Annotated in this window: 25 protein-coding genes; 1 reads left to right on the top strand and 24 read right to left on the bottom strand. The window is 48.1% G+C overall.

The window, feature by feature from the left end; translation table 11 throughout:
• Positions 1 to 66 precede the first annotated feature (66 nt).
• From J7E78_RS24310 to lspA, 15 genes are all read right to left on the bottom strand, one after another.
• On the bottom strand, positions 67 to 1,173 hold the full coding sequence (locus tag J7E78_RS24310) for a TolB family protein (protein ID WP_215078748.1): 1,107 nt from the start codon (positions 1,171 to 1,173) through the stop codon (positions 67 to 69).
• A gap of 84 nt (positions 1,174 to 1,257) precedes the next feature.
• Positions 1,258 to 2,748 (bottom strand): sensor histidine kinase, encoded by a 1,491-nt coding sequence (locus J7E78_RS24305; protein WP_215078746.1) that lies wholly within the window; start codon positions 2,746 to 2,748, stop codon positions 1,258 to 1,260.
• Positions 2,745 to 3,455, bottom strand: coding sequence for a response regulator transcription factor (locus tag J7E78_RS24300; RefSeq protein ID WP_215078744.1), 711 nt, complete (start codon positions 3,453 to 3,455; stop codon positions 2,745 to 2,747). The genes J7E78_RS24305 and J7E78_RS24300 overlap by 4 nt, the downstream gene beginning before the upstream one ends.
• A 216-nt stretch (positions 3,456 to 3,671) precedes the next feature.
• The gene (locus J7E78_RS24295) at positions 3,672 to 4,547 is read right to left on the bottom strand and encodes an Rpn family recombination-promoting nuclease/putative transposase (RefSeq protein WP_215078741.1); all 876 of its coding nucleotides are present in this window, start codon (positions 4,545 to 4,547) and stop codon (positions 3,672 to 3,674) included.
• Positions 4,548 to 4,632: 85 nt separating this feature from the next.
• Positions 4,633 to 5,511, bottom strand: a complete 879-nt coding sequence (locus J7E78_RS24290; protein WP_215078807.1) for a helix-turn-helix transcriptional regulator — start codon at positions 5,509 to 5,511, stop codon at positions 4,633 to 4,635.
• A gap of 189 nt (positions 5,512 to 5,700) precedes the next feature.
• Positions 5,701 to 7,110, bottom strand: a complete 1,410-nt coding sequence (locus tag J7E78_RS24285; RefSeq protein WP_215078739.1) for an MATE family efflux transporter — start codon at positions 7,108 to 7,110, stop codon at positions 5,701 to 5,703.
• A gap of 235 nt (positions 7,111 to 7,345) precedes the next feature.
• Entirely contained in the window at positions 7,346 to 8,209 is an 864-nt protein-coding gene (locus J7E78_RS24280; protein ID WP_215078805.1) for a carbohydrate ABC transporter permease, read from the bottom strand.
• 216 nt (positions 8,210 to 8,425) lie between these two features.
• On the bottom strand, positions 8,426 to 9,307 hold the full coding sequence (locus J7E78_RS24275) for a carbohydrate ABC transporter permease (RefSeq protein WP_215078737.1): 882 nt from the start codon (positions 9,305 to 9,307) through the stop codon (positions 8,426 to 8,428).
• A gap of 38 nt (positions 9,308 to 9,345) precedes the next feature.
• The gene (locus J7E78_RS24270; RefSeq protein ID WP_215078736.1) at positions 9,346 to 10,656 is read right to left on the bottom strand and encodes an extracellular solute-binding protein; all 1,311 of its coding nucleotides are present in this window, start codon (positions 10,654 to 10,656) and stop codon (positions 9,346 to 9,348) included.
• A gap of 114 nt (positions 10,657 to 10,770) precedes the next feature.
• The gene (locus tag J7E78_RS24265; RefSeq protein WP_215078735.1) at positions 10,771 to 11,565 is read right to left on the bottom strand and encodes a response regulator transcription factor; all 795 of its coding nucleotides are present in this window, start codon (positions 11,563 to 11,565) and stop codon (positions 10,771 to 10,773) included.
• A complete protein-coding gene (locus J7E78_RS24260; protein WP_251035232.1) occupies positions 11,555 to 13,327 on the bottom strand; it encodes a cache domain-containing sensor histidine kinase in 1,773 nt (590 codons plus the stop codon). Before J7E78_RS24260 ends, J7E78_RS24265 begins: the two co-directional genes overlap by 11 nt.
• Positions 13,328 to 13,677: 350 nt before the next feature.
• Entirely contained in the window at positions 13,678 to 14,505 is an 828-nt protein-coding gene (locus tag J7E78_RS24255; RefSeq protein ID WP_215078733.1) for a carbohydrate ABC transporter permease, read from the bottom strand.
• A complete protein-coding gene (locus J7E78_RS24250; RefSeq protein ID WP_215078732.1) occupies positions 14,505 to 15,371 on the bottom strand; it encodes a carbohydrate ABC transporter permease in 867 nt (288 codons plus the stop codon). The genes J7E78_RS24255 and J7E78_RS24250 overlap by 1 nt, the downstream gene beginning before the upstream one ends.
• A gap of 24 nt (positions 15,372 to 15,395) precedes the next feature.
• The gene (locus J7E78_RS24245; RefSeq protein WP_397330614.1) at positions 15,396 to 16,586 is read right to left on the bottom strand and encodes an ABC transporter substrate-binding protein; all 1,191 of its coding nucleotides are present in this window, start codon (positions 16,584 to 16,586) and stop codon (positions 15,396 to 15,398) included.
• A gap of 312 nt (positions 16,587 to 16,898) precedes the next feature.
• Positions 16,899 to 17,390 (bottom strand): signal peptidase II, encoded by a 492-nt coding sequence (lspA, locus tag J7E78_RS24240; RefSeq protein WP_215078731.1) that lies wholly within the window; start codon positions 17,388 to 17,390, stop codon positions 16,899 to 16,901.
• Between the two features lie 226 nt (positions 17,391 to 17,616).
• Here lspA and J7E78_RS24235 point away from each other — a divergent pair, with 226 nt between their 5' ends.
• On the top strand, positions 17,617 to 18,096 hold the full coding sequence (locus J7E78_RS24235; protein WP_251035231.1) for a heme-degrading domain-containing protein: 480 nt from the start codon (positions 17,617 to 17,619) through the stop codon (positions 18,094 to 18,096).
• 69 nt (positions 18,097 to 18,165) lie between these two features.
• On the opposite strand, the gene J7E78_RS24230 is transcribed toward J7E78_RS24235, so the two are convergent.
• From J7E78_RS24230 to J7E78_RS24190, 9 genes are all read right to left on the bottom strand, one after another.
• Positions 18,166 to 18,714: a hypothetical protein gene (locus J7E78_RS24230; protein WP_215078729.1), complete on the bottom strand. Its 549-nt coding sequence runs from the start codon at positions 18,712 to 18,714 to the stop codon at positions 18,166 to 18,168.
• A gap of 33 nt (positions 18,715 to 18,747) precedes the next feature.
• Positions 18,748 to 19,143, bottom strand: coding sequence for a permease prefix domain 1-containing protein (locus tag J7E78_RS24225; RefSeq protein WP_215078726.1), 396 nt, complete (start codon positions 19,141 to 19,143; stop codon positions 18,748 to 18,750).
• Between the two features lie 6 nt (positions 19,144 to 19,149).
• Positions 19,150 to 19,479 (bottom strand): PadR family transcriptional regulator, encoded by a 330-nt coding sequence (locus J7E78_RS24220; RefSeq protein ID WP_215078724.1) that lies wholly within the window; start codon positions 19,477 to 19,479, stop codon positions 19,150 to 19,152.
• Between the two features lie 200 nt (positions 19,480 to 19,679).
• Positions 19,680 to 20,627 (bottom strand): nucleoside hydrolase, encoded by a 948-nt coding sequence (locus J7E78_RS24215; RefSeq protein WP_215078723.1) that lies wholly within the window; start codon positions 20,625 to 20,627, stop codon positions 19,680 to 19,682.
• A gap of 57 nt (positions 20,628 to 20,684) precedes the next feature.
• Positions 20,685 to 21,089, bottom strand: coding sequence for a DUF350 domain-containing protein (locus J7E78_RS24210; RefSeq protein ID WP_215078721.1), 405 nt, complete (start codon positions 21,087 to 21,089; stop codon positions 20,685 to 20,687).
• Positions 21,071 to 22,471 (bottom strand): glutathionylspermidine synthase family protein, encoded by a 1,401-nt coding sequence (locus J7E78_RS24205; RefSeq protein ID WP_215078719.1) that lies wholly within the window; start codon positions 22,469 to 22,471, stop codon positions 21,071 to 21,073. Before J7E78_RS24205 ends, J7E78_RS24210 begins: the two co-directional genes overlap by 19 nt.
• A 4-nt stretch (positions 22,472 to 22,475) precedes the next feature.
• Positions 22,476 to 22,760: a hypothetical protein gene (locus J7E78_RS24200; RefSeq protein ID WP_036671603.1), complete on the bottom strand. Its 285-nt coding sequence runs from the start codon at positions 22,758 to 22,760 to the stop codon at positions 22,476 to 22,478.
• Positions 22,760 to 23,182, bottom strand: a complete 423-nt coding sequence (locus J7E78_RS24195; protein WP_311517954.1) for a hypothetical protein — start codon at positions 23,180 to 23,182, stop codon at positions 22,760 to 22,762. The genes J7E78_RS24200 and J7E78_RS24195 overlap by 1 nt, the downstream gene beginning before the upstream one ends.
• A gap of 330 nt (positions 23,183 to 23,512) precedes the next feature.
• Positions 23,513 to 25,534 (bottom strand): ABC-F family ATP-binding cassette domain-containing protein, encoded by a 2,022-nt coding sequence (locus J7E78_RS24190; protein ID WP_215078715.1) that lies wholly within the window; start codon positions 25,532 to 25,534, stop codon positions 23,513 to 23,515.
• Positions 25,535 to 25,548: the final 14 nt, after the last annotated feature.

Here is a 25,548-nt window from a genome sequence, read left to right as displayed (position 1 = left end):
CTTAGTCAATATAAATGTATAGAAAGGGATGAAAGATATGGAACATATCTGTCTGCAACAATCATCCTACTCCGAGATCGTAATGACTGAGGTTACAAAGTGATACGATTCGTTTTCTAATACCGCCTGCGATAACAGGATCTTATTGCCTTCCGGGCTCCAGGCGAGTGGGTCAGACGCGTTGTCCATATCCGCCGAGATCTGGAACTGTTCTGCCGACTCCGTGTTAGAGACAAACAGCCCTTTCTCATTATCATTCTCGGAATTGATCGTATACGCAATCTTGGAATCATCACCCGACCAGCTTGTGCCGAAAATCTGTGTGCCTCTGGCGAGCGTAGCCTTCTCATTGCCTTCCAGATCGGTGAGCACCAGCGCCCGTTTGGTATCCGCTGTTCTTTTCACAATCGCAAGCCTTGTTCCATCATTAGAAGGGATGACCCACTCCACACTTTTCAGCACCTGTTTCACGTCACCCGTCTTCGCATCGTATGCATTCAGCTGGCCGTCTTCACCCGTAATATAATAGAGCATATTGCCTGACACCTCGATACTCCGCACATTGAAATTGCCTGTCTCCACCAGTACCTTCGTTGTGCCATCCACACTTGCCGAGATCAGATCACCTTTCATATTGGGGAAAACAACATGTTCATTATCCAGCCATGCGCCCTCTTGTATGAATCCATCCTCCTTACCAGCAGGGGTTGTCTCCCCGTTATGCAGGTTCAGAAAGTAGCCTTTGCCCGTATTTTCCTCCGGCTCCCGGTAGAACAGGTACTGACCATCCGGTGACACCAGCGGTGCACCCAGGCTGGCTTCACTTTCCTTGAGTGGTGTGTCTGTGCCTTTCGTCAGATCATACATATATAAGTTATGCGGGTATCTTTCCTGACCTTCAACCGTGACGGGTTTCAAGGACTTGTTCTCCTTGTCGGATACAATCCAGTCGTCACTTAGCCATGCGATCCCGCGCATATTCGGAAGTTTATCGATTTTCTCCAGCTTGAAGCTCTGGTACACGGACGTGTTGGTATTATCTTTGACTGTAATATCGGTGCCCGTTTTCCCACCTTGTGTGTTGCCCCCCGGGTCTGTTGTTCCCCCGCATGCTGCTATCGTTAACAGGGCAATGGCTCCGAACGTGCCCCAAGCTGCTTGTTTCCAATTCATGATGGTCCCCCCTGGTTTCTCTTGCTATAGACCAAGCATACACATCGCATACTTCCAAAGTTATTCAGACTTGTTTCGAACTTGTTAACTTGAATCAGCCAAAGGAAATACGAGTTGGAAGGTCACACCTTCTCCATTCTGCGAATCGCCCGTACTGCTTGGAAGTAAGGTGATTGTACCGCCCTGTTTTTCAACAAACTGCTTCACGAGAGATAGTCCGAGTCCGGTTCCGCCCGTTGTTCTGGCTCTGTCTTTGTTCACAGTGTAAAAGGGTTCAAAAATCTTCTCCCGCGCCTCTTCCGGAATCGGCGTACCCGAGTTGTAGATGCGAATGACCGCTTGACGCTTCTGCATCCGCAGTTCGTTCTCCACCCGGATCACACCATCCGGAACGTTATATTTGATGGCATTATCCAGCATGTTGATGAAAATATGCATAAGACTCTCCCGATCGCTGCGGATCACCGCCGGTTCAAGATCCAGTTCCATGTTCAGCGCAAACTTCTCCGCTTTCCCACGCATCCGGCCACAGGCATCCTTCAGTAGAGCGCTGACCTCTACATCTTCGGCCTGGTTCTCGAAGTCATACTTCTCCAAGGCAGATAAATGCAGTACTTTTTCTACCATCTCGTACAGCCGCTCCGTTTCTTTGCCAATGTTACTTGTGGCATCATCAAGCAGTTGCGGATCATCTTTATACATGTCGAGCAGCTCCACATAAGCTTTGATCGATGTTAGCGGTGTCTTGAACTCATGGCTGATGTTACCGATGTATTGTTTCTGCTGCTGTTCCAGCGCCTGAAGTTTCTCAATCGCCAGTTGTAACTTCTGCTGCTCCGCATGCATGGCTGTGATATTTTGCTGAATGGATGTACTCATATAATAAATGCCCTGCCCCAGCTCTCCCAATTCATCCTTACTCCTTACAGGAGACTCCGTAATGTAATTCCCTTCGCGAATGGAATCTGCGGACTTCTTCAGCCGGGCAATCGCAACGGCAAACCGATTGTAGAACAGATAACCTAATATGAAGCTCAGCGCAACAACCGCAATCCCTGCCCATGTGAACAGTTGAAGGATGCGAGTATAGAATTCATGGTAGCTCTGGACAGGATATTGTATCCACACTGCTCCCATCTGCCCATCCGGGCCGTCCAATGGTGCAGCGTAGAGCAGGGTGTCCCCTTGTTCATGATAGGCAATTTTATTTTGCAGTGCATAGTCTAACGTTTCCTGAACGAGTTCACTCTCGCTGGAGGCGAAGGATGCTCCCACCTGCTGGCCTGTCATGTTATAGAGTGCTATTGGCAATCCGGTAGAGTTGGCCAGTTCCTGTGCCAGCCTGCGGCCATTTCGCTGTAAAAAAACGTCCTGATCGAGATGAACGGACTCCGTATAGTAGGACTGTCTCACATTCAGATTCACCAGCCGTGTCTGCTGTGATAAAATACCTTCTATCTGTGACTGCTGATTGCGTTCAATACCGCGCAGGACCAGTGAACTGAGCACCACCACGGTCAGGATAAGCAAGGCTGCCAGAAAAACACTGAACTTCAGCTTGATGCTGACTCTCATATGGGCCCGCCTGTATCAGGGGCAGATGCTTTGTAGCCAATCCCGTATACGGTCTGCAATTTTTGCTGATCCGTATCTCCGATTTTTTTGCGCAAACGCTGAATGTGAATGTCCACGGTCCGTGTGCCACCTGTATATTCCATGCCCCAGACCTGATCCAGCAGATCGTCTCGTGTGTACACCCGCTCAGGATTGGACATGAGAATGGTCAGCAGATCGAACTCTTTTGGTGTCAGATCCAGCTTTTCCTCATTCACGGTCACCGTGCGGTGAGCAACATGAATACGCAGTGTGCCATTCACGATGGCCTGATTCTTCGAATCGTCAGGTGGTGGACTGCTTTTCTCAACACGGCGCATGAGTGCTTTCACCCTTGCCAGCAGTTCACGGATCTCGAATGGTTTGGTCATGTAATCATCGGCGCCCATTTCCAAGCCAACGATCTTGTCTACGATATCATTTTTGACAGTCAGCAAAATAATGCCGATATCCTCGCGGTCCTCCAGCCTGCGGCATACGCCGTATCCATCAAGCCTTGGCATCATCACGTCCAGAATCATCACCTGTGGGTGAAACGATGCGACCTTGACCAAGGCCTCTTCGCCGTCACTTGCAGTCTCTACTTCATATCCTTCGCGCCGCAGCGCGTAAGCAATGGCACTGACGATACTTGATTCGTCATCAACCACCAGCACTTTTTTATTCATGGGATTCATCCTCTTTATCTATGTCATGAGTTGGTTTATATCGGTCTATGTTAACAAGGTCTATACCATTTCGCCATGAGGACTTTGTTCTTTCCAGCAGAAGGCAGCTTCCTCTCCGCTTGGACTTTGCTCTATATTCTTTATACCCCAAAGGCAACAAAAAGAGCCAATCCGTAATTGGATCGGCCCTGAGTATACTATTTTATTCAAATCATGTTACGGATCAGAAAGCAGCTTTCTGATCTCTTCTTCGGGGAGACCTGAGGCCTTCACGATTGCAGACATATCGACACCCAGTGCGAGCAGTTCCCGTGCCATTTCTCGCTTGCCTTCCAATTTACCTTCCAATTTACCTTCCAGCTTGCCTTTGGCTGCACCTTCAGCTCGTGCGCCTTCGATCATCGATTTCTCGTCACTAAGTGCTTTCATCCGAGCGTCATAGGCCATTCTGGTGGCCGCATCCTGACTTAGAAATTCCAGCGTATCCATCGCCTTTTTCAGCATCGGTTCATTCATAGCCAGCACCTCCCAGTTTGATGTGTCTATCCCTTTCAGGAATAATAACCAGTTTATGAGTCCGCCCTTTTCCATCGGAACAGAATACTGATCCAGTTTGGTCAGTTCCATTACATGTATTTCGATATCATCCGTCAAACCAATACCTGTATGATCTTCTCGTAAATGAAAAACATTGTGATATCGCTCATTATCCAGACAGGAATAATTGAGGATATTAATAGTCACGCATTTTTTGAGCAGATTATAGTTTTCACCCTTTTTTATCTGATGAAAGTACATCTCACTCCAATAAAACAACGTCCTTTTCTCCATGTTATACGGGTTAAACAGCTGCATTTCAATGTTGATTAGTTTGCCTTCTACCGTCTTCGCTTTAATATCCAGAATGGATTGTTTATCCTCCGGACTATCCTTATCCGTGTACGTGTTAATAACCGTAATCTCCGTAAGCGGAGATTCGCCGGTCTCTATAAACGTGCTGTTCAGAAAAGCTAACAAAACATCTTTGTTTTGCTCACTTCCAAAAATGCGTTTGAACACAAAATCTACTCGTGGATCGAGTAATTCCGTCACTCAGCATCAGCTCCATTCTCACCAGCATTATATCATAATTCCCATATAGCCTCAGCTTGATAATGGATCTGCACATATATTGCATTTACTCCTCAAATGACAGATTGAGCGGCTCGTCTGACATCTCGTACTCTGTCTCCATATGTGTCAGCGGTGTGTTCAGATCAACCTCCTCGAAGCGGAAGCTATCGACCCACACTTTTCCTTTACCGTTCAAAATAACCCCGAATGAAATGACCGCGCTGCCCTCCGGCACATCGAGCACAATACTATACTGATTCCATGGCTGCGTACCCGTAATTGGCCGATCGTGCATGTTATCAAATTGAAGCACATCATGGACGTTATTATCCACACGCATCCATAATCCGCAGAACGCATCCACATGCTCGGTCTTCACAAATCCCGATAATTTCATCCGCTTACCTACATACTTGTCCGCTCTGAACTGTTGCATCATCGTTGCGAACTCGTTAGGCTCCATCGGCGTAACGGCCTTCAAATATCCTGAAGCTTTCCCCTGATGCACTTCGGCAGGATCAATGCCCATCTCATAATTCTGCGGATGACTCCCGGTTAACATCCAACCTGTAATTGTTGACGTCTGATTCATCTGTAATTCTCCTCCTCTGGTTCTTCCTTCGAATAATTTCAGATCGAACAATTTGCGAAAACGTCCTGGTGGCATGCCATATAATTTACGGAATGCACGGGTGAAGGCTTCCTGACTCTCAAAGCCACATGCCAGCGCGATGTCCAAAATGCCCGCATCCGTCGATCGGAGGGTCGTGGACGCCAGACTCATCCGGCGATTGCGTATATAATCCACCACAGTCATGCCAACCTCATTACGGAAAACCCGGTGGTAGTGATACGGCGACAACAACGCCTCGGACGCCACATCTTCCAGCCCGATCTGCTCATGCAGATGGGTTTCAATATAGAACAAACTTTGCTGAATCATTGCACGGTAACGGCTCAACTGAGGTAAAGCCTCCTTCCATATCCTTACTATACGTGAATGATGTCATCACCGTTTTGATCATTTTTGCTACGTTGTATTCTATTGACTCTACCGAGAACGCAAAAAAGAGCCAATCACGGATTTGAATCCTTTCCGTCATTGACTCTCCTTTTAGCACATCATTCTTCCTCAGACAGCCGGTACTGGCTGTGCACCAGACTCTTCTTCATCATGCTCCACCAGTTCATGTTTCTCCCAGGCTCTGCTCTTCCAGCGGAAGTACATAATGACCGCACGGGTCCACTCATCCGCCGCAATGGCAAGCCACACACCCGCAAGCCCCAGATGAAGCTGGAATATAAGAAGGTACCCCAGTGGCAGACTCATGCAGACCATGGAGATCAGACCCATGTATACCGGAAACTTTGCATCCCCTGCCGCACGCAAGGAACCTATAATGACAATATTGCAGGTACGTCCGGTTTCGAGCAAAAGACTGAGTAGAATCACTTGAGCCCCCAGCTTGATAATTTCCGGATTATCCGTAAAGATGCTCATCAGCGGCACGCGGAAAAAAATGATGATCACATCAATGATGACTGTTGCCAGAAGCGCCCATTTTACACTGTCAAAAACACGTTTGTACGCATCGTCTTTGCGCCGCGCACCCACAAGCCGGCCTACAATGATCGATGTCCCCATACCAATCGCCATGCTGAACAAGTAGATGTAGCTGGAGATATTACCAGCATACTGCTTGGTTGCCATGGCTTCTGCGCCCAGATAGGTCACATACAGCGTGAACACGAGCTGGCAGGAATGATATACCATCGATTCCATCGCAGACGGAATGCCAATCCGCAGAATTTTGCCAATAAAATGTTTGGACAACTTAATGTAGTATTCGAAGTCCACCCGCACCTCGCTCACACGATACAACAACCAGAAAAAGATCAGCAGGCAGATAAACCGGCTTCCTACCGTGGAGATCGCTGCCCCTTCCACTCCAAGCTTCGGCAGGCCGAAGTGTCCAAAGATCAATGCATAGTTACCAACAACGTGAATCACGTTCATGAATACAGCAACATACATCGTTTCTTTGGTGTAACCATGTGTACGAATCGTCGCAGCCAGCGCGTTAATGAGTGCCTGGAGGAAGATCCCGCCACCGACGATATTTATATACGAACGGGCAAAATCATAAATTTCGCCTTGAATATTCAGAAGTGTTAGCAATTGTCCTCCGAACAGAAGGAAGATTCCGCTCAGGACCAGACCTACAATAAGGTTCAGTGTAATCGCATTACCCGTAACTTGTGCTGCTTCACTTAACTTTTTCGATCCGATATATTGTGCCACTACAATCGCAGCACCATGTCCAATGACTTCCAATACAAGGATAGCGATAGAAATAATCTGATTGGCTGCTCCAACGCCAGATACCGCATTATCGGATACCGAGCTGAGCATGAGCGTATCCACGCTCCCCATCAACATAAATAAGAAGAGTTCCAGGAAAATAGGCCATGTCAGTCGAATCAGATTCAGATCCTTGGCATCAGAACGAAGAGACTCTTTGGTTGAGGATATTGCTGTCATTTTCTCACCTTTCCGATGTGGGCTTTAATTCTTAGGGTATGTTAGCACAGGTGGTTTGAAAATGCAGTAGTTTTGCGAAAATAGTTGAAAGTTTTTTGAAATTCCATAAATAGGTATTTTCAGCGTTTTCATCATGCTCGCTTCCGTACGCCTGCCAGAGGTTTTAGAAGACAAAAAAGGCCCCTCCCAACTCGCTTTTAAGCAAGTAATGGAAGGGCCTTAGGCCCTCGACCTTTTAACCTTTAACTGAACCCGCAGCAATGCCCTCCACGATTCGATTACTCAGGATAAGAAAAGCAATCAGGATTGGCATAATGCTAATCATCAGCGTTGCACCAATGGCTCCCCAATCCGTTGTATATTGACCGATAAAGTTCTGTACCCCAACAGTTAAGGTCTTGTAAGAATCTGAACTGATGAACGTATTAACAAAGATAAATTCATTCCAGTTATAGATCATGTTGATGATCGCCGTTGTGGAAATGACCGAAGACGTCATCGGCAGCACAATCCGAAAGAAAATCCGATGCACGGAGCAGCCATCCATCACTGCGGCTTCTTCCACTTCCCGGGGAAGCGCGTAGTAGAATCCAAGTAGAATCATAATGGTAATTGGCATATTAAAGGCAATATAAGACAAGATGACTGACAAAGGATGATCTGTGAGATGCAGCTTCAGGAACAAGCTGAACAACGGGATCAACGTGGAGTGTACTGGGATCATCAGACCCACCATGAATAGCCCCAGCACCAGCGAACGACCCTTCCAGCGCATACGTGTAATGGCAAAGGTCACCAGACTGGCGAACAGCACGGTGACCACCACCGAGACCACCGTAATCCATACACTGTTGAAGAAGTACAAGCTGATATTTCCCTCTGTCCATACCTTGACATAGTTTTCCCAACGCGGAGTAGCAGGAAGGGAAAAAGGCGCCATGTCGAATACTTCCTGATTATTTTTAAGCGAGAATAACAGCAGCCATACCAAGGGTAAAATTTGCAGCAAAGCCACCAGGGACAAGAGGAAATACAACAGAATATATCCGAATCTCCTTAACCATGCCGAACCTCGGCCTGTCCCCGGGTAAGCTTGCAATCTAACGACCGTATCCGTCTTCACCGGGATGAACCTCCTTTCATTTCACTAGGGCGTGTCTGGAAACTCCGAAGGTGGCAGATTTTGCCGAATTTTCGTTCCAAGCAAGGAAATTTTCCGCAGGCGTGCCGGGGCACGTCAAGAGAAAGTGACGCAGCAGGGGGCGAAAAGGCGGTAAAAGATGCACTTCAGCGAGTTTTCAGACACGAACTAGCGTCAGGAATACTGGATCGTATCTTTGGATGCTGTCGCTTTACGAAGCAGCCAGGTAACAAGCAGACAGATCAAGAGCAGGAAGAACCCTACAGCACTGCCGTAACCAAAGTCGAAGCTACGGAACGCCTGACGATACATATAGGAGGCCATCACTTCGCTGGAGCCATTCGGCCCGCCATCGGTCATCACGTATATGAGATCGAAATACTTGAGCGAGCCCACCACAGACAGCACCACGGTAACCTTAATGACTTCTGTAATAAGCGGCAGCTTGATTCGAAAAGCGATCTGCCACGGGCTTGCCCCGTCAATCCGTGCTGCCTCCACCAGAGATTCCGGAATATTTTTGAGCGCCGCATAATAGATCAAAATATAAAAGCCTGCATACTGCCACAGAATTGGCACGAACAGTGCATACAACACCAGGGATGGCTCCGCCAGCCAGGCTGGTGGATTGCTGAATCCGATCGCCTCCAGGAATGTATTCAGCACACCATTGCTGGGATGATATATTTTCAGCCATAGCTGAGCGATCGCGACCGAAGACAACAGCATCGGGATCAGGTATATTTTTCGAAACAAGTTTGCGCCCTTGATCTTGCCCGACAGCACCAGAGCGATCATGAGATAACCAATCAGGCTCAGCGCGGAGAACAAAGCAAGTAAAAAGGTATGATTCGCACTCTGCCAGAATGTTCCGTCCTGAAGCAATCTGGCGTAATTATCCAATCCAATATAGGTCATTGCACCGATCCCGTCCCATTGCATCAAACCATAATATCCGGTGAGTACGATCGGGATGTAAACCAAGACCAGCAGCAGAAGCAGTGCAGGAAGCACGTACAGCGCAGCAACGAGACGGTTGGACATGACTTTGTCCATCACATTATCCTCCCTTCAAGCGTTCAAGCGTGTGTACGTCAATTACCTTTATCAATCGCAGCCTGATGATTCTTCACAAAGTCCTCCGGTGTTACCGCTTTGCCAAACAACGCCTGAATCATATCCAGATGTGCCTGAGCGGCTGCCGGTTTCATCTGCACGTCTGCAAAGAGTGTGAGACTGCTGGCCTGATTCAATTCGTTGAGCAGGTCGATGTAGAGCTGTGGCAGCTGTACTGCAGCTGTATCCACTTTGGTTGCCGGGATGACGCCTGCTTCAGTCACCGAACTCTCACCCCATTTTTCCACAAAGTATTGCACGAACTTCTGCGCTTCTTCCTTCACTTTGGAATTCTGGGCCACGAACAGTCCGACGCCTGGACCACCTACCCAGCTGTTAATATCGCTTTTGCCATCTTCCATTGTTGGGAATTTGAAAAATCCGATCTTGTCCTTGAATTCCTGCGGGATGTCCGGGTTGGTCGTGAAGTTTGGCAGTTCCCAGGTACCCATCAGGTACATAGCAGCCTTTTCGTTCATGAATTCGGATTTGCCCTCATCGTTGGACAACCCGTTGAAACCTTTGTTGAAGGCATTCATATCCACCAGTTTCTGTACCTCAGCAGCAGCTTGAGTCAGCGCAGGATCGTCAAACTTGCCGGAGCCATTGATGGCCTTTTCCAGTGCATCTCCACCTAACCGATTCGCCAGATACATATACCAGAGTGAGCCGGTCCAGCGGTCTTTATTGCCCAGTGCGATCGGAACCTCACCGTTCTCGGTCAGTGTCTTCAGCACACTCAGGAATTCATCGTACGTTGCTGGCGGCTGCAAATTATATTTCGCAAAAATGGCTTTGTTATAATAAATGGGGGAGATATTGAGCTCGATGGGTAACGCATATGTTTTGCCGTCGATCGCATAAGCTTCTGTTGTTCCAGCTATGAATTTCTCGCCCAGCGAGTCGCTCAGCAGATCATCGACCGGTGCGAACAGATTCCCCTTCACATAAGGCTCCAGAAATCCGGCAGCCCAAGTTACACCAACATCGGGAAGTTCATTGGATGCAGACAGGATTTTCAATTTGTTCTTGTATTGTTCATTCTCCAGCACTTCCTGCTTAATGGTTACATTTGGATGATCTGTCTGATACTGCTTGATGATATCGTTGACCAGTTTGTTTTGCTGTGCGGAACTGCCTGCTGGCCAGAGGTGCATGAATTTGAGGCTTACTTTGCCATCTGTGCCTGTTTCACCCTCTTCATCCGAACTAGAACTGTTACATCCGGATAAAATTACGGCGAGAACCAGCGTCCATGACAGAAGAATAGCCATCGTCTTTTTGCTCATTATTCCAACCCCCTTGGTTTTTTCGGTTAATGTAACCGCTTTAACCAAATTGTAGCACGGGCCTATCGCCCCTATAAGACCAGAATAATTTGGAAAAACTCCACTTTTTTGAGGTTATTTGTTATCTCGTTCAGATAGGGAATGCCGATATTTGCTTGGACTAAGCCCCTCAAGACTTTTAAATACCGTGATAAAATACTTATCCGTCTGATACCCCACCTGTTCGGCAATCTCCGAGATTGGCATCGTTGTCTGCACAAGCAACTCCTTCGCGCGCTGAATGCGTTTGCGGGTAAGGTATTCACTAAAATTGATGCCGATCTGTTCCTTGAACAATACGCTGAAGTAACTGGAGTTGAGATGGAGTAAGTCAGCAATTTCACGCATGGTCACATGTTCACCCAGATGAGTATCCACATAGGTCAAAGCTTCACTGATCTGGCTATTGAGCCTTTGTTCCCCTCGCTCCTTAACATCCAGCAGCTTGGGGTCAACCATTTCTTGCATCGTTTGAATACGTCGCTGTTGTTCGCTAAACTTTAGGGCTTTTTCGACAGTCTGCAGCAACTGTTCCTTATCAATGGGTTTCAACATATACTCCACGACCCCCAGCTTAATGGCCTGCTGAGCGTATTGAAAATCGGCATGTCCCGACATAATAAGGACGACAGGCTTGTTTGCAAAATGCTGAATGGCCTCAATTAGGGACAAGCCGGAGAATTCCGGCATGCGAACGTCCGTGATTAACAGATCTGCTGGCTGTTTCCTGAGACACTCCACGGCCTGGGTCCCACTCTCCGCAGTCAGGATGTGATTTCGTCCTGCCGACCATCCTTCCAGTGTCTTGCGAATACCCTCTCTTGTACGCGGCTCATCATCAACGATAAGAATCGTTTTGTCATGAATCATATGCACCCTCCGTTCCCTTGGGAATCTCAAAGCAAATGACGGTCCCTTCCCCAACCTTACTTGTAATGGAAAGCCTGCAACGTTCACCAAGTTGGCCGCCAAAGTAAAGCTTTAGCCGCTGATGTACGTTGATTAACCCTACACCTGTCCCCTTCTTGGACACAGCCGGCCCGCCATGTAAAGCATGAATGACAGATTGAAGCCGTGATTCATCCATACCGGGACCATCATCACGAACCACAATGCGAACCAGATTATCCTCCGTCGAAGCATCCACATGGATGCTTATCTTTCCCGGTCCCAGTTTACTCTCAATGCCGTGGAGGATCGCATTTTCCACCAAGGGCTGTATAAGCAGTTTTGGGATTGGGACCTTACGAACCACGTCGCTCAGTTGAATCTCCCATTGCATTCTTTCTCCCAACCGCATCTGCATAATTCGAAGATAACGCTCGGCGTGTTCAAGCTCGTCGGCAATCGTAACCCATTCATCCTGCTGCGAACTGGAGATAATGTAGCGAAATAATCGGGACATCGCCACAACCATACGTGCCATCTCCTCGTCTCCCTTTTCCTCAAGGGACCAATAGAACGCCTCCAGTGTGTTGAATAGAAAATGGGGATTAATCTGAGACTGCAACGCCTTCAGCTCAGCCCGGGACTGCATGACTTCCTTCTCATGAACCACACGGGTCAATTCGTTCTGCCTGTAAACCATCTGGTTATATACGTCGTTGAGTTCATTGATCTCCATCGTAGAGCTAACCATTAGATTAGGTCTCATTGCTCCTGGCTGTGCACTGCGCATGGCCCGCATCAGGCGTACGAGTGGACGTGTAATCATTGTGGACAGAAAGAACGACATGATCAGGAACAGAACAACACCAATGATTCCCGAGACGAGCAGCGCCGTTCTCAGGATGGATACCCCTTCCGTTGTCTCCCGCAGCGGAGTCAGGACAGCAAGTGTCCATCCCGTTAACTCTGATTTTTGCCGGACGACGATATAGGATTCCTCCCCATTCTGCACAACTGATCCGCTGTCCAATATGGCTTTGGGATCGAGATTAATCTCCAGATCGGAAGTCACCACTTCGCCTGCACCATCCAAGAGCATGATCGAGTCCTGCGAACCATCTGCCCCATTCGAATCATTGAGTTGAAAAAAACTCCGCTGCATCCGCACCACCACGTAACCTCCATGTTCGAAAGAATGATCCAGCAGGTTAATCCGCCGAATAGCCAGAAGCACCCCCGGATCTTCAGGGTCAGCGCCTGCCCATACCAGTCTGCCTTTTCCTTCATCCGCCAGGCTGATCCAGTTGCGCTCCACTCTGAGATCAAGGGATCTGTCATCCATGGGAAAGATGCGGTTATAACCCGTAGTGTATATCTCCATACTCTGCGCGCCATTGATGAAAGACTGATAGCTGCCTGCAATCTGCAAGAGAGCTTGACGCTGATTAAAGGTGGCCGGGTTGCCTTGCTTCTCATCGCTGAGCAGACGCTGCACATATGAATCATCCGCTACCTGGGCGGTCAGCGAATTCACTTGTGCAATGAGTGCATCCAATCTGCCACTGGCTTGGACGGCAGTTTGATGAATATGTTTCTCCGCATTGCTTTTCAGCAGAGCAGCTACCCGATCATAGGCCGATATGCCTGCAAGCAGCAGAACAACAAGCATCACCATAACAAAACCAATGAAGATCTGATTGCGAAGTGAGTTAAAATGTCCTTTTTTCCCGTGCAACTTGCCCATTCTCCTCTCTTTTTGGCATGTAAAAGAACCCACCACCTTACGCCCGTGCTCTTGAAGACTGGGTACAAACGATGCCGGATTTATCTACGTATTTAATTTATATAGTTAAAGCGCTTGCAAGATTAAACCTTAATCTTCTTCTCTTTTAGTCTTTGTTTACCGATTAAACTAACGACTAAAAAATAGCATAGTTTTACAGGTTAAGCAATCCTTCTGACAGTTCCCATACGTTAAATGACAAGGATCAAAAAAGAGAGGGGACTTTTTAAAGTCCACCTCTCTTTGTTCATATCTCTTCACATATGTCCATTCCTTTTACATCTATCTTTTTCTTCCCCACCTAATTTCAGTTATTTCACGGACCCTTGAGTCACCCCGTTGATGATCCACTTCTGTGCAAACAGATAGATGATGATCATCGGCAGCAACGCGAGCAGGTATGATGCAAACGCAAGGTTAAACTCGGTATTAAACTGCCCTTGGAATACATACTGCACCAGCGGCAGCGTGTACTGTCCCGGATCACTGATAATAATGAGTGGCAGCAGGAAGTCATTGTACGTGGACAGGCAGGTCAGAATACCAATCGTGGCACTGATCGGTGCCATGAGCGGGAAAATGATTTTCCAGAACGTGCCCCAGGTTGTTGCCCCATCCACAAACGCCGCTTCCTCCAATGCCACCGGAATGGACCGGATATATCCAACGTACACAAATACGTTGAATGCCAGACCATAGACCGTATGCAGCAGGATCAGACCTATCAGATTTGTCATCTCCAGGGATGCGGTCAGTTTAACAATAGGAAGCATGATGATCGGAAATGGAATGAACATCGCGCTGACAAAGTAATAATACAGTCCTTTGAAAAACTTGCGTTTCTCCATATTCCGTGCAATCGCATAGGCTACCATCGAGTTACTGAGCAACGTCAAAAGCACGGTGGATGCGGTAACGATTGCACTGTTACGGAACGATTGGAAGAAGTTTGTCATGTCGATGGCCCTCGCGAAATTCTCCCAGTGAAGTGTGGTCGGAATAGCAAAGACCGATTGGGCCATCTGTTCCGGATTTTTCAAAGCAATCGTAACGGTCATATACAATGGAAACAGGATAAACAGCGTACCCAGCACAACAAGCAGCATAACGAGCCAATTGATTCGTGTACGGCTTCTCATTACAGATCCATCTCCCTTCTTTGCAGGAACCGGATTTGCAGAATTGAAATTACCGCAATAACGATGAAGTATATAACCGAGTTCGCAGATTGATATGCATATTCGCCGCCTTCAAATCCTCCGGTGTAGATCAGATGGGAGATGGACTGCGTCGCCCGTCCAGGACCACCGTTGGTCAAGGCTACGATTTGGTCGAAGACCATAAGTGAGTTTTTCATCGCAAGCACCATATTAATGGTGAAAAAAGGTGCAATCAGCGGGAAAGTAATGCTCCAGAATTCACGCCATTTGCCTGCACCATCGAGGTTGGATGCCTCGTATAGTGTGGTTGGTATCGTTTGCAGACCAGCTAAATACAGAATCGTATTCAGGGCCACGGATTGCCACACTGCAACAATGACGATACCGATCCAGGCCAGACTCTCGCTGCCGAGAATGTTGGTGGATAGCGCGTTGATCCCCAGATTTTGTCCCCAGATCGGGAATACGTTGGAGAACAGGTAGTTAAATATGTAACCTACGATCAGCACACTCAGAATATTGGGCAGGAAGTAGATGCCGCGGAAAAAGTTACGGAACTTGATCTTGGCATTCAGCCCGAGTGCAATGAGCAGGCTCAGAATATTGGTCAGGATCGTCACAACGATCGCGAACTTGAACGTAAACCAGTAGGCGTGACCTACATTGTCATCCTGGAACAAGTTAAAATAGTTTTTGAAGCCAACAAAATCATACTCTTTCCCGAATCCGTTGTAATTCGTAAATGAATAATAGATGCCCTGGATGGCCGGCAGCGTCATAAACACAAAGAACAATACGACCGCCGGAACCGTCATCCAGTAAAAGGGCGCCATGCGCTTGTTCATACTCCATCCTCCTCCAGACAAGGCTTAGCGCCGATTGGCAACCTTGTCCCATTCTTTGTCGAGTGTATCCAGATAGTTGTCGATGTTTTGGTTCTGCAAAAAGGACTGTACGATGGAATTCAGCTGCACCGCAGCCGGAATATAGTGATCGGCAAAGTCTACAACCTTGCCCTGCTCGATATAAGGCATCAATTCCTGCACTGCAGGATCATCCTGCTTCACATCTTCGACCGCAGAGAACAGCGTCTGTTCGTCAATGTATCTTCCGATATTTTCAGGCTTTAACAGGAACGCAATAAACGTCTCTGCCTGCTCGCGATTAGGCGTGTCTGCCGCAATGGTAAACAGGGAGTCAATCCCGTTCACCAGCTTGATCTCACTTGCATCGTTGCCCGTTGGGAACGGGAAGAAACCGATGTCGACATTTGGGTTCGCTTTGCGAATCTCCGAGATGGCCCAGGTTCCCTGGATGTACATAAAGGCTTCACCATTTGCGAAGGCACGGTTGCCGTCCGAATACGCTTTACCAAAGTTATCGCCGTGACCGTACTTCATGAGCTCCAGCTGCTTCTCGGCTACCTCGCGGTACTTCTCCTTGAACGTAACTTTGTTATCGCGCCGCTCCTGGTAGAAATCTATGCCAACCAGATTGGAGCCGAGTGCATTGAAGGGCAGGCTTGTCTGCCAGTCATCCTTGTATGTGAAGTAAAATGGAATCTCACCTGCATCCTTGATCTTTTGGGCGGTCGCAATGAGTTCATCCCACGTCTTTGGTACTTCCAATCCCATATCCTTAAACAACGTTTTGTTGTACATGATGCCGTTTGCATTGGTTGCGTAAGGAATACCTGTGACTTCGTCCATACCTGTGACATCCTTCAGCATCTGTATGTAATTCGGATCAATCGTCTGGAGTAATGAGCTGTCCGTCAGGTCGGTGAAAATATCACTTTGGGCCAAAATGGAATAGGTATCGGTTGCCCCCATGGCCATAATATCCGGGATATCATTTTTGACGACACGCGTCTTCAATACCGTCTCCGCATCGGGCGGATTCACCTGTGTCACCTGAATATCGTCATGCTCCGCGTTGAATTTTTTGATCAATTCATCAAAGGTTGTTTTGGCTTCAGGCTTGTTTTGGAAAAACTCAATCTGCACTTTGCCATTCGCGCTATCCCCACTGGTACAGGAAGATAAAAGTACAGCCATCATTCCATACAGCAACATTGTCCCGAGAGCCTTGGTAAGCGTTGTTCTCATGTTGTACCTCCCTCAGCTTTATACGTAAAGATTTACCCAGTAAATTGGTGAAATAACCATTTGATTAATCCTTCCAATAACTCATACTATGAACGTTGGCTATACAAGCCTTTATTATTCCTAAAACGGTTTCGGCAAAAATGAATCAAGACATTTCCTCCCATAACCTGAATTGGGCATAACAAAAAGGACACTAGATGATATCCAATGTCCCTCATTTATTAAGCTTATATTCAGCCAATGTAACGCTTTTATCCAACCTAATTATGAACGCTCAACCTTCGGCAAAGCATTACGTAAACGCTTGGCTCGATAACTCTGATATGCACGAATCAACATGCCAATGATGATCATGACCACACCGATGTTAATTGCGACATCAGCGAGATTTAAAATCCCGCGTCCTGACGGAAACACGAGGAAATCCGTTACCCGCGCATAGATAAATCGATCGATTGCATTTCCTAAAGCCCCGCCGACCATAAAACCCGCGCCAGCTTGCATCCAGAAACCACGAATCTCACCTTTACTCCGATAATACAGCATACCCGCTATGAACAGAACAGCAATCATACCGAACAGACGCGCATTTCCCTGAAACATGCTGCCCGCCATTCCACTGTTCTCGTAATGCTGTAACTGCATGCCCGAGTCACCCAGTCTCATGACGTCGCCAACTTCCATATACATCCTCACTGCAATTTTGGTTCCCTGATCCACCAAAGTCACCAGCAGTGCTACAAAATAAAACAGCATCGTGCTTCTCCTCCTGCCTACCTAGCGATAACTTATTTTAACTTTAAGATTTTTGTATATTAGGTTCCCTTCACTTTAACACAGCTGATGTACGGTCTCCAAATGAGCCAACTTCAGCCACACATATAACGTGGACTAACATCGTCCAGTCCGTACTCGGAAGGTACTGCACCAACCCATGTCGAATGTAGACATCAATCATATATGTAAAGGGGCTGCCTGTAATTTGAACTTAACCATGACCGAAAGATTAAAGGAAATGCAGCAGGAAGAAATAGACTTGGTATTTGGCACATTTGATTCTGAAACGGCGCTTAACCTTGGCCTGCATCTGGTCGAAGAAGCGAAGCGTCGCTCCCAAGCCGTGACCATCGACATCACCCTGAAGGGACATCGCCTCTTTTTGCATGCGATGGAAGGCACTCATCCCGACAATGAAGACTGGATTCGACGCAAAAACAACGTGGTGAATCATTTCTCTTCCAGTTCTTGGCATACCGCCCTGCGGTTGAGCAGTGAAAGCCAGACACTTGAGCATGACTTCAATCTGTCTTCATCGGACTATGTACTGGCTGGTGGCGCTTTCCCGCTGATTCTGGAGAATGAGGGACAGGCCGGCACCATTACGGTATCGGGTCTGCCAGATGAAGAAGACCATGATCTGGTCACGACAGGCATCCGCTCATTTTTGTTGCAGCAAAACTAGATTAAATGGAGCAAAAAAAGCCCACCTGATCAACATAGATCAAGCGGGCTTTACTAGCTAAAGCAGTGCTCAGGACGGATTTTTGCTTTTCATAATATGGTACACATTGCTAAAGCTGCCGGAGAGAATGCCTGTAATCGGGAATATGGCCCAATTGATATCCCACCGTTGATATACAAAGCCTGTGAACAAGAAGATGGCTGTCGCCAGCGGCCATACAATCGCTTCCACGGCTCTCACAACCTTTACTTCTTGCTTCTTCTCTGCCGTCAACTGGTGCTTCTCCAGCAAGTTCGTGTAAGCCCCCTGCATATTTCCATAATATACAAACAGGAATACCCCTACCCCAGCCATCACCATAAAGGCAGATACACCATAAGAGGCGTAGTTATCATTGATAGAGGAGGCTGCGAAAATAAACACAGGAGACAGAATGCACAGGCAGACACCCGTAATGATGGCTACACGATAAGTTAGAGCGAAGCCCTCCTGGCTACGCTGAAGACTCATCTTAAGCGCATAAGGAAGTTGGAAGCCCTTCTCCATATGACTGAAACGATCCAGCTTCATGCCACTATGAATGAACATGCCAACCGCAATGGCAATCAGTACAAACATGCCGATTAGGCCCAGTACAGCGCCTGTTTCTTCCTAACGGTCTGCAGCTAGATTGGCATAGTTCTCAAACAAGGTATTCATAAAAATCAGAAACGCCACACCCAACGCGCACAATAAAACACCCAGCCCGATCCAAAACCCGGCATTTCTTTTGGCAGTGGTATATGCGTAGGCTTCTTCTTCCGTCAGCACAGGTACTACCTCTTCCGCACTGACTGGTTGAATACCTAGTTCTGCAGTTAGCTCCTCGATATTACCGAATTCTGAGATCACAATACCGATGGCTTCATTCTCCGACTTGCCTTCCCGCTTCAACTCCAGGTACTTATCTTCCATCCCCGAAAGGAGCTCCTGCTTCAGATGCTCCACCTCGGGTGTCTTCGGCAGACCAGCAAACATGTTCTCCAGATACACCATAATTGTCTCCATGTTCCGTCACAACTCCCTGATAAATAGATTAACAACCTCCTGCGTAACCTTCCATTCCTCACACTTTTCTCTGTAATAGTCGAGACCGGGCGGCGTAATCCGGTAATAGGTTCGACGCTTTCCCAAACTATTCTCATCCAGGTAAAACGATTTAATATAACCATTTTTCTCCAATCGAGTGAAGGCCGAGTATAATGTCGTCTCCTTCATGACGTACTTTTCCTCTGTTAGCTGCCTGATGTTCTTGGAAATCTCGTAGCCGTACGACTCCCCTTCGAGCAGCATGTAGAGGATCAGCGTATCATTGTAGCCACGTATAACGTCACTGCTGATCACAAAAGATACTCCTCCTCATTACTTCATCTGTCGTAGTAGTTGAAGTATAGCACAGTTACTACGACAGGTGAAGTAGTTAATCCAAAAATGGGCAAAAAAAGATCCGTACCAGTTAGAGGTACGGATTTGGTAGGACTATTGTCGCTGTTGATTCGAATGCGATTCCTGCAATTCATACGATCTCTCGGAATATTATTCGTTTATTGAATCGCCGAGAGAACATCCAGCAACATAGATTTGAATTTCGATCGATCAATGGCCTCACAGACGCGCACATTCGGCTCCTTGCCAAAACGTCCGTTGATATCGACCACGCTGTATCCACGTGTCAGTTCTCCTGCCGCTTCCACATCCACATAATATTGACCCGACTTGGTCATGATGGATTCATCTGCCGCTACAGCCATCAGCAACGTATCAGGATGAGTGGTGCCATTGAGTTTATGTACCGACTTGTTGAACTGCATAACGACTTTGTTAATAGCGGTGAAGAAATCTGCACCAGATGTACCGAGAGCTGCAATTTCTGCATGATCATCATTGTCCATGACTGAATATTGCGTGCACATCTCCCAGCCAACCATCGTGATCGGAATGCCTGCATGCAGTACAATTTTCGCTGCTTCCGGGTCCACGTAGAAGTTATACTCCGCTGCCGGTGTGATATTGCCCAGTGCATTATTGGTTCCGCCCATGATGTACAGGTGAGCAATTTCCGGAATAATGGTTGGGTCCTTCTGGATCGCCATTGCAATATTGGTCAGCGGCGCAATCGCCAGAAGTTCAATTTCACCTGGATGTGCATGCACCTTCTCAATGATAAAATCAACCGCATGACCACTTTCTGGGCGCTGATCTGCCTTCGGGAAATGCGCGCCGCCCATGCCGTCATCGCCATGCACATCTTCCACTGTGCGGTGCTGAGCCTTTCCGCAGACCATTAGTGGCCGCTCGCAACCTTTATACACAGGCACCTTGCCGCCATGTCCAGCAACCTGTACCGTGTATAGGGCATTTTCAACCTCCTGGTCAAATTGTACGTTACCGCCCGTAATGGTGATGCCTTCCACCTGGAAGTGATGCAATGCCGTCAGGATCGCAATCGTATCGTCTCCTGCTGTATCTGTATCGATGATGACTCTTCTCATGATGCCGCGCTCCTTCTTCCGTTTGATAGTAAACGCTACAAAACACTATGTCCTATTTTACATCAAAAACGTACCGATGACGATGGAAACGCCGATGATAATCGAACGCAGTAGCTGTGCTACCGCCATATTGCCTCGTGCAATTTCTTCGCAAACTCGCATTTTGGGTGTGAGGAAGTCAAATATAATATAGACCAGACACAGAATAATGATGCCCAGCGCCGACCACAGCAGCATATCCAACCACGAGTGCGTCGAGAATGATACCATTCCGACAATAATACACAGTCCCAGCAGTTTGCTACCCATATAAATGCCTGCCGCCTCGTTGCCTTTGGCGATCTCCTCACTATCGTTATATCGGGTTAATTTGCTAAACGCGAAATATCCACATACCAATACCACCAGCAGAATGCCTATACCCACCGCAACATTCAGCAAGTTCAATCCCAAGTTTTCCATACCTTCTCCTCCTCATCATTCATCTGTTCACGAACTGTTGCTGCGCAATAATAAGCCATATCTCCGGTTACTTTCTCCCCAATCCGGGGAAGTACACCTGCCAAACGCCCACCAATAACAAACACCCCTGTAAGCAAATAACCACTGTACGCTCCATCTTCCGTCTCGATCACGACCTGTTCCATCGGAACCAGTTGCTGATAGATTTTGGGCTGGTTATTGTAATAGGCTGTAATCTCCTCATCCTCGTCCGTAGCCCCAGATGCAAGATTGGATTCCAGCGCCTCGTTAAGAGGACGCTCCATATCCTGCTTTCCAAAGGCATTGTCCGTTCCTCCATCCAGCAAAAGAGTTCCTCTGCCTTCGCGCCCCCAATAGCTTTTGGCTACATATGGTATGGCGTTCAGCTCAAAAGGCTCAGCCGAAAAATAGGTGGGCAGCAGATATCGGGAAATCACGTCCATCTCTGCTTCATCAAAGAGGGTAAACCCGCAATAATCCGGGGTCTGTTCGTTACGCTCGTAGAGCGACCAGATTGCCGCCATGAAGCCTTTGCTCTGCATCAGGACATGCTGAACGGGATTCATCAGGCCAAGTCGTCCCTCACGAACAAGTTCAAGCAGCGCAGCACCAATGTCCACCCCTGTCGTCTCATCCCGATCATCGATCAGATACTCCAGTGGATAGAGGCGATACAGCAGATTAATTTCCCGCCCCCTATGGTAAAGCGCCTCCTCCGGAACAATCTCCAGTTCCTCCAACGGGGCATAGCAGGTTTCGTATCCAGCTTCCTGACAACGTCTCATCAGATATTCCGTATTTGTTCGATCTTCGACATGTTCGCCAAAAGAAGTAAACGTCACCGGACCCTGCAATCCTTGGTTTGCATAGAATTCCAGCCATATCCTGAAACACTCCCGAATACGTGTATCCATCTCGGCAGATGGCGCAGTTAACGTAGTATCCTCAGCAAGACCGACCAGGATATTTTCCAATGCAGCAGCCTCCGGTATGCCCGTAGGAGTGTCCGTATTATTTTCAATACACTTCGGCCCAGCTTCTCCAATAATCCAGTCCTGGCGGGTAATTCCTCCAGTCACCAGCTCCATACGTGCCGCCGGAATAAGCCCGGGATGGATACCTAACTGATGCTCCAAAAAAGAATCCGGCATATATTGCTGGATAAATCGCATCACTTTACAGTAAATGCCGTCTACCGCCTCGGCTGCGGTACGCAGCTCCAGTACCTCCGAGGGAGAGTAGACTGTCAGAGCAGGCACACAATATTGCTTCCCGTACATTCGATGGTATGGAATCTGTTGTCCCGTTTCGCCCTGAAATACCTCTTCGTGACTAAACGGCAGTTGAACCACTTGCCTCATCCGGTTATCCTCCCGAACTGCGGAAGAAGCTACCGAAGCCGCTTGATTTGGACTTGGATTTGCTATAGGAGCTGTTACTGTCCTTGTTGCTTCGATACGACGACCCGCCGTAGTAGTAGTGCCCACTGCTGGAATCATATTCACATCCGGTATCATACTCCGGATCACATTCATCATTGTTGCTACCACAACCGGATAACACGGCAGGAACCGCCAGCATCAGGGAGAAAGCAACCAGCTTTGCTTTTGATCCGGGTTTCGATGCTTGCCCCCGCTCTTGGTCACTCATTACAGATCCACCTCTTTCATATAAAACAACACTTTCTTGCGATCCGCATCCAGCACGGAATACAGGAACTCATATGTCTTGTTACCGCGAACCATGTAATGGTCCAGCAGTTGTTCGGCAAGCTCCATCGTATAGGTGGAGGATACTGTGAGTTCCAACTCCTGAAATGAACTTCCATTCCACAACATATACTCTGCGCTGTACATGGAAGACATTTTGCACATCGCCAGCGCAGCATCCGCAATAGCTGCACCGTACTCATCCGGCATCTGTTGCTCATACGCCGTTACATATACTGCATGTTCCCGCCCATCCTGGCATTCATTGGACAGATGCGCCCAGAGTTTGTTTTTCACCAGGGTTGCATCCACCAGTTTGTGCATGAACAGTTCATCTCGCGTGACTGAAGTCTGTTCCAGCACCCCCGTCTCCGCCTGCCTTACATCCGACCAACTCCGATACGTCAATGAATAATAGATACCGTTAACCTCCCTTTTTGCGAGCTCTTAGGTGAGCCGTTTCAATTCATACAAACGTATTTAACGCATGTGGAGGTAAAAAGTTACACTATTCACCATGACATGTAAAAAAAGCTACTATTCGATTTGCTTTCAATGGTGCTATTGGCGGTTTAACGGTTGCTTGGCTAACATGCGGATTCCACGTTTGGCAAGTGTTGTAACCCCGGTCAAAAAGGCCGGAAATGATTCTCCGACCTCGCTTGTTCCATCTTATGCTCATGCCATTCTGACTTATAACTCAGCCCACTGCGCCAATATATCATTATATTCAGCGGACAATTGCTCGCGATCATTCCAGATTTGTTCGAGTTCCACCGAATTGTTCTGTACTGATTCCAACTGTTGGTCCAGTGCCTGAATCTGTGCCTCAAGACGAGCTAACGTCTGTTCCAGCTTCTCCGCAGACTGGTTGTTGCCATTGCTACTTCTATGATTCGATGCAGTTGCTGCCGAAGGAGTCAACGCCTTGCTTGATCCTGTGGAAACTTCATGATCACGACTTCCATCGGCAGTCGCACTCGACGCGGACGTTAAACCTGACTTCACCTCTGACTTGGCATTCCCGCGGGATGGAACGGCTACCCCTGATGTATGCTGACTCGCTGCCGCCGCACGAGCTTGCAGTTCAAGCTTCTTCTCCCGATATGCCTCATAGTCTCCCAGATAAGCAGTCATCTGACCGCCCTCCAGTTCCCAGACACGGGAAGCGAGGCGATTGACGAAATACCGATCATGTGAGATGGCAAGTACGGTTCCTTCAAAATCAACCAGCGACTCTTCCAACGCTTCTCTGGATGCGATATCCAGATGGTTGGTCGGCTCATCAAGCAACAGTACATTGGGTTTGCGTTGCACCAGCAGAGCCAAACGCAGGCGCGTCCATTCTCCACCAGATAACTGTCCCACCGAGCGGAATACATCCGCTCCATAGAACAGATATCGCGCCAGAATTCCGCGAGCCTCTCCCTCTTCAACGCCTGCTTCCAGACGGAAGTATTCAAGCACGTTCAGCTTCGGATTCGTAGGTTCCTCCTGTTGAGCCAGATACCCCACATCCACACGCGCCCCCCACTCCAGCTTGCCCGCATTGGGCTGCTCGTCACCAAGCAACAACTTGAACAGGGTCGTCTTGCCGGAACCATTGCGGCCAATGAGTGCAATTTTATCTCCATATTCCAGCAGACCCGAGATTCCGCGCAGGATTTCACGCTCACCATAGCTCTTCTCGACCTGTTCCAATACCGCTACCCGTTTACCCGTTCGATCCGTAGGACGCACATCGAATTCGGCATTGCGGCGCTCCAGTACAGGACGCTTCACCTGTTCCATCCGCTCCAGCGCCTTACGCATGGAAGCGGCCCGTCTGAAGAACTTTTCATTGCCGCCCACACGACCCCATTCCTCCAGTTGGCGGATCGTTTCCTTCATTTTCTTGATAACCTTCTGCTGCTCCTTGAACTCCTCGAATTGCTGCAACATCCGTTGTTCCTTCACTTTCATATATTCCGTATAACCGCCAGCAGATGTTTCCGCTTCTCCATCCTCCAGCTCCAGTGTTCGATTCACGACCCGATCCAGAAAATAGCGATCATGCGAGATCAGGACAATGGTGCCGGGATATTCTCGTAAAAATCCTTCCAGCCACTCCACCCGCTCCAGATCAAGATGGTTTGTCGGCTCATCCAGCAATAACAGGTCGGGTCTTACGATTAGCTGTGAAGCCAGCACCACCCGAGTCTGCTCCCCACCAGACAGGGAACCGAAGCGCCAACCATAATTCGCCTTGGCGATATCCAAACCGTCTGCCACCTGATCGATCCGGGCATCCATTTCATATCCACCCTCGCGCTCGAACTGGTCTTGCAGTGCCGCGTAGCGTTTCAGCAGGCGCTCCAATTGATTAGGGTCTGCTGCACATGCCGGATCGGACATCTGCTGCTCCATTTCCTTCATTTGCGTGCGACATATCATAAGCTCCTTGAATCCCAGACTCAATACATCCAGTACGGTACGGTCATCCAATCCTTCTGGAACCTGAGCCACATATCCCATTCGTGTATCTTTCTTGATCATCAATTGCCCTTCATCCGGCTTATTCAATCTTGCCATCAGGCGCATAAGTGTGGTCTTGCCGCTTCCGTTGCGGCCGATCAGGGCGACCTTGTCACCTTCCATAATTTCAAACGTAATGCCGTCCAGCACCAGATGTGCTCCGTGGTATTGAGTCAGTTGTTGCGCGCTAATCATCATCATAATAAGGTTCCTCC

Source organism: Paenibacillus polymyxa (genome assembly GCF_018614975.1).
Lineage (GTDB): Bacteria > Bacillota > Bacilli > Paenibacillales > Paenibacillaceae > Paenibacillus > Paenibacillus polymyxa_E.
This window is presented reverse-complemented; position numbering and strand designations above follow the sequence as displayed.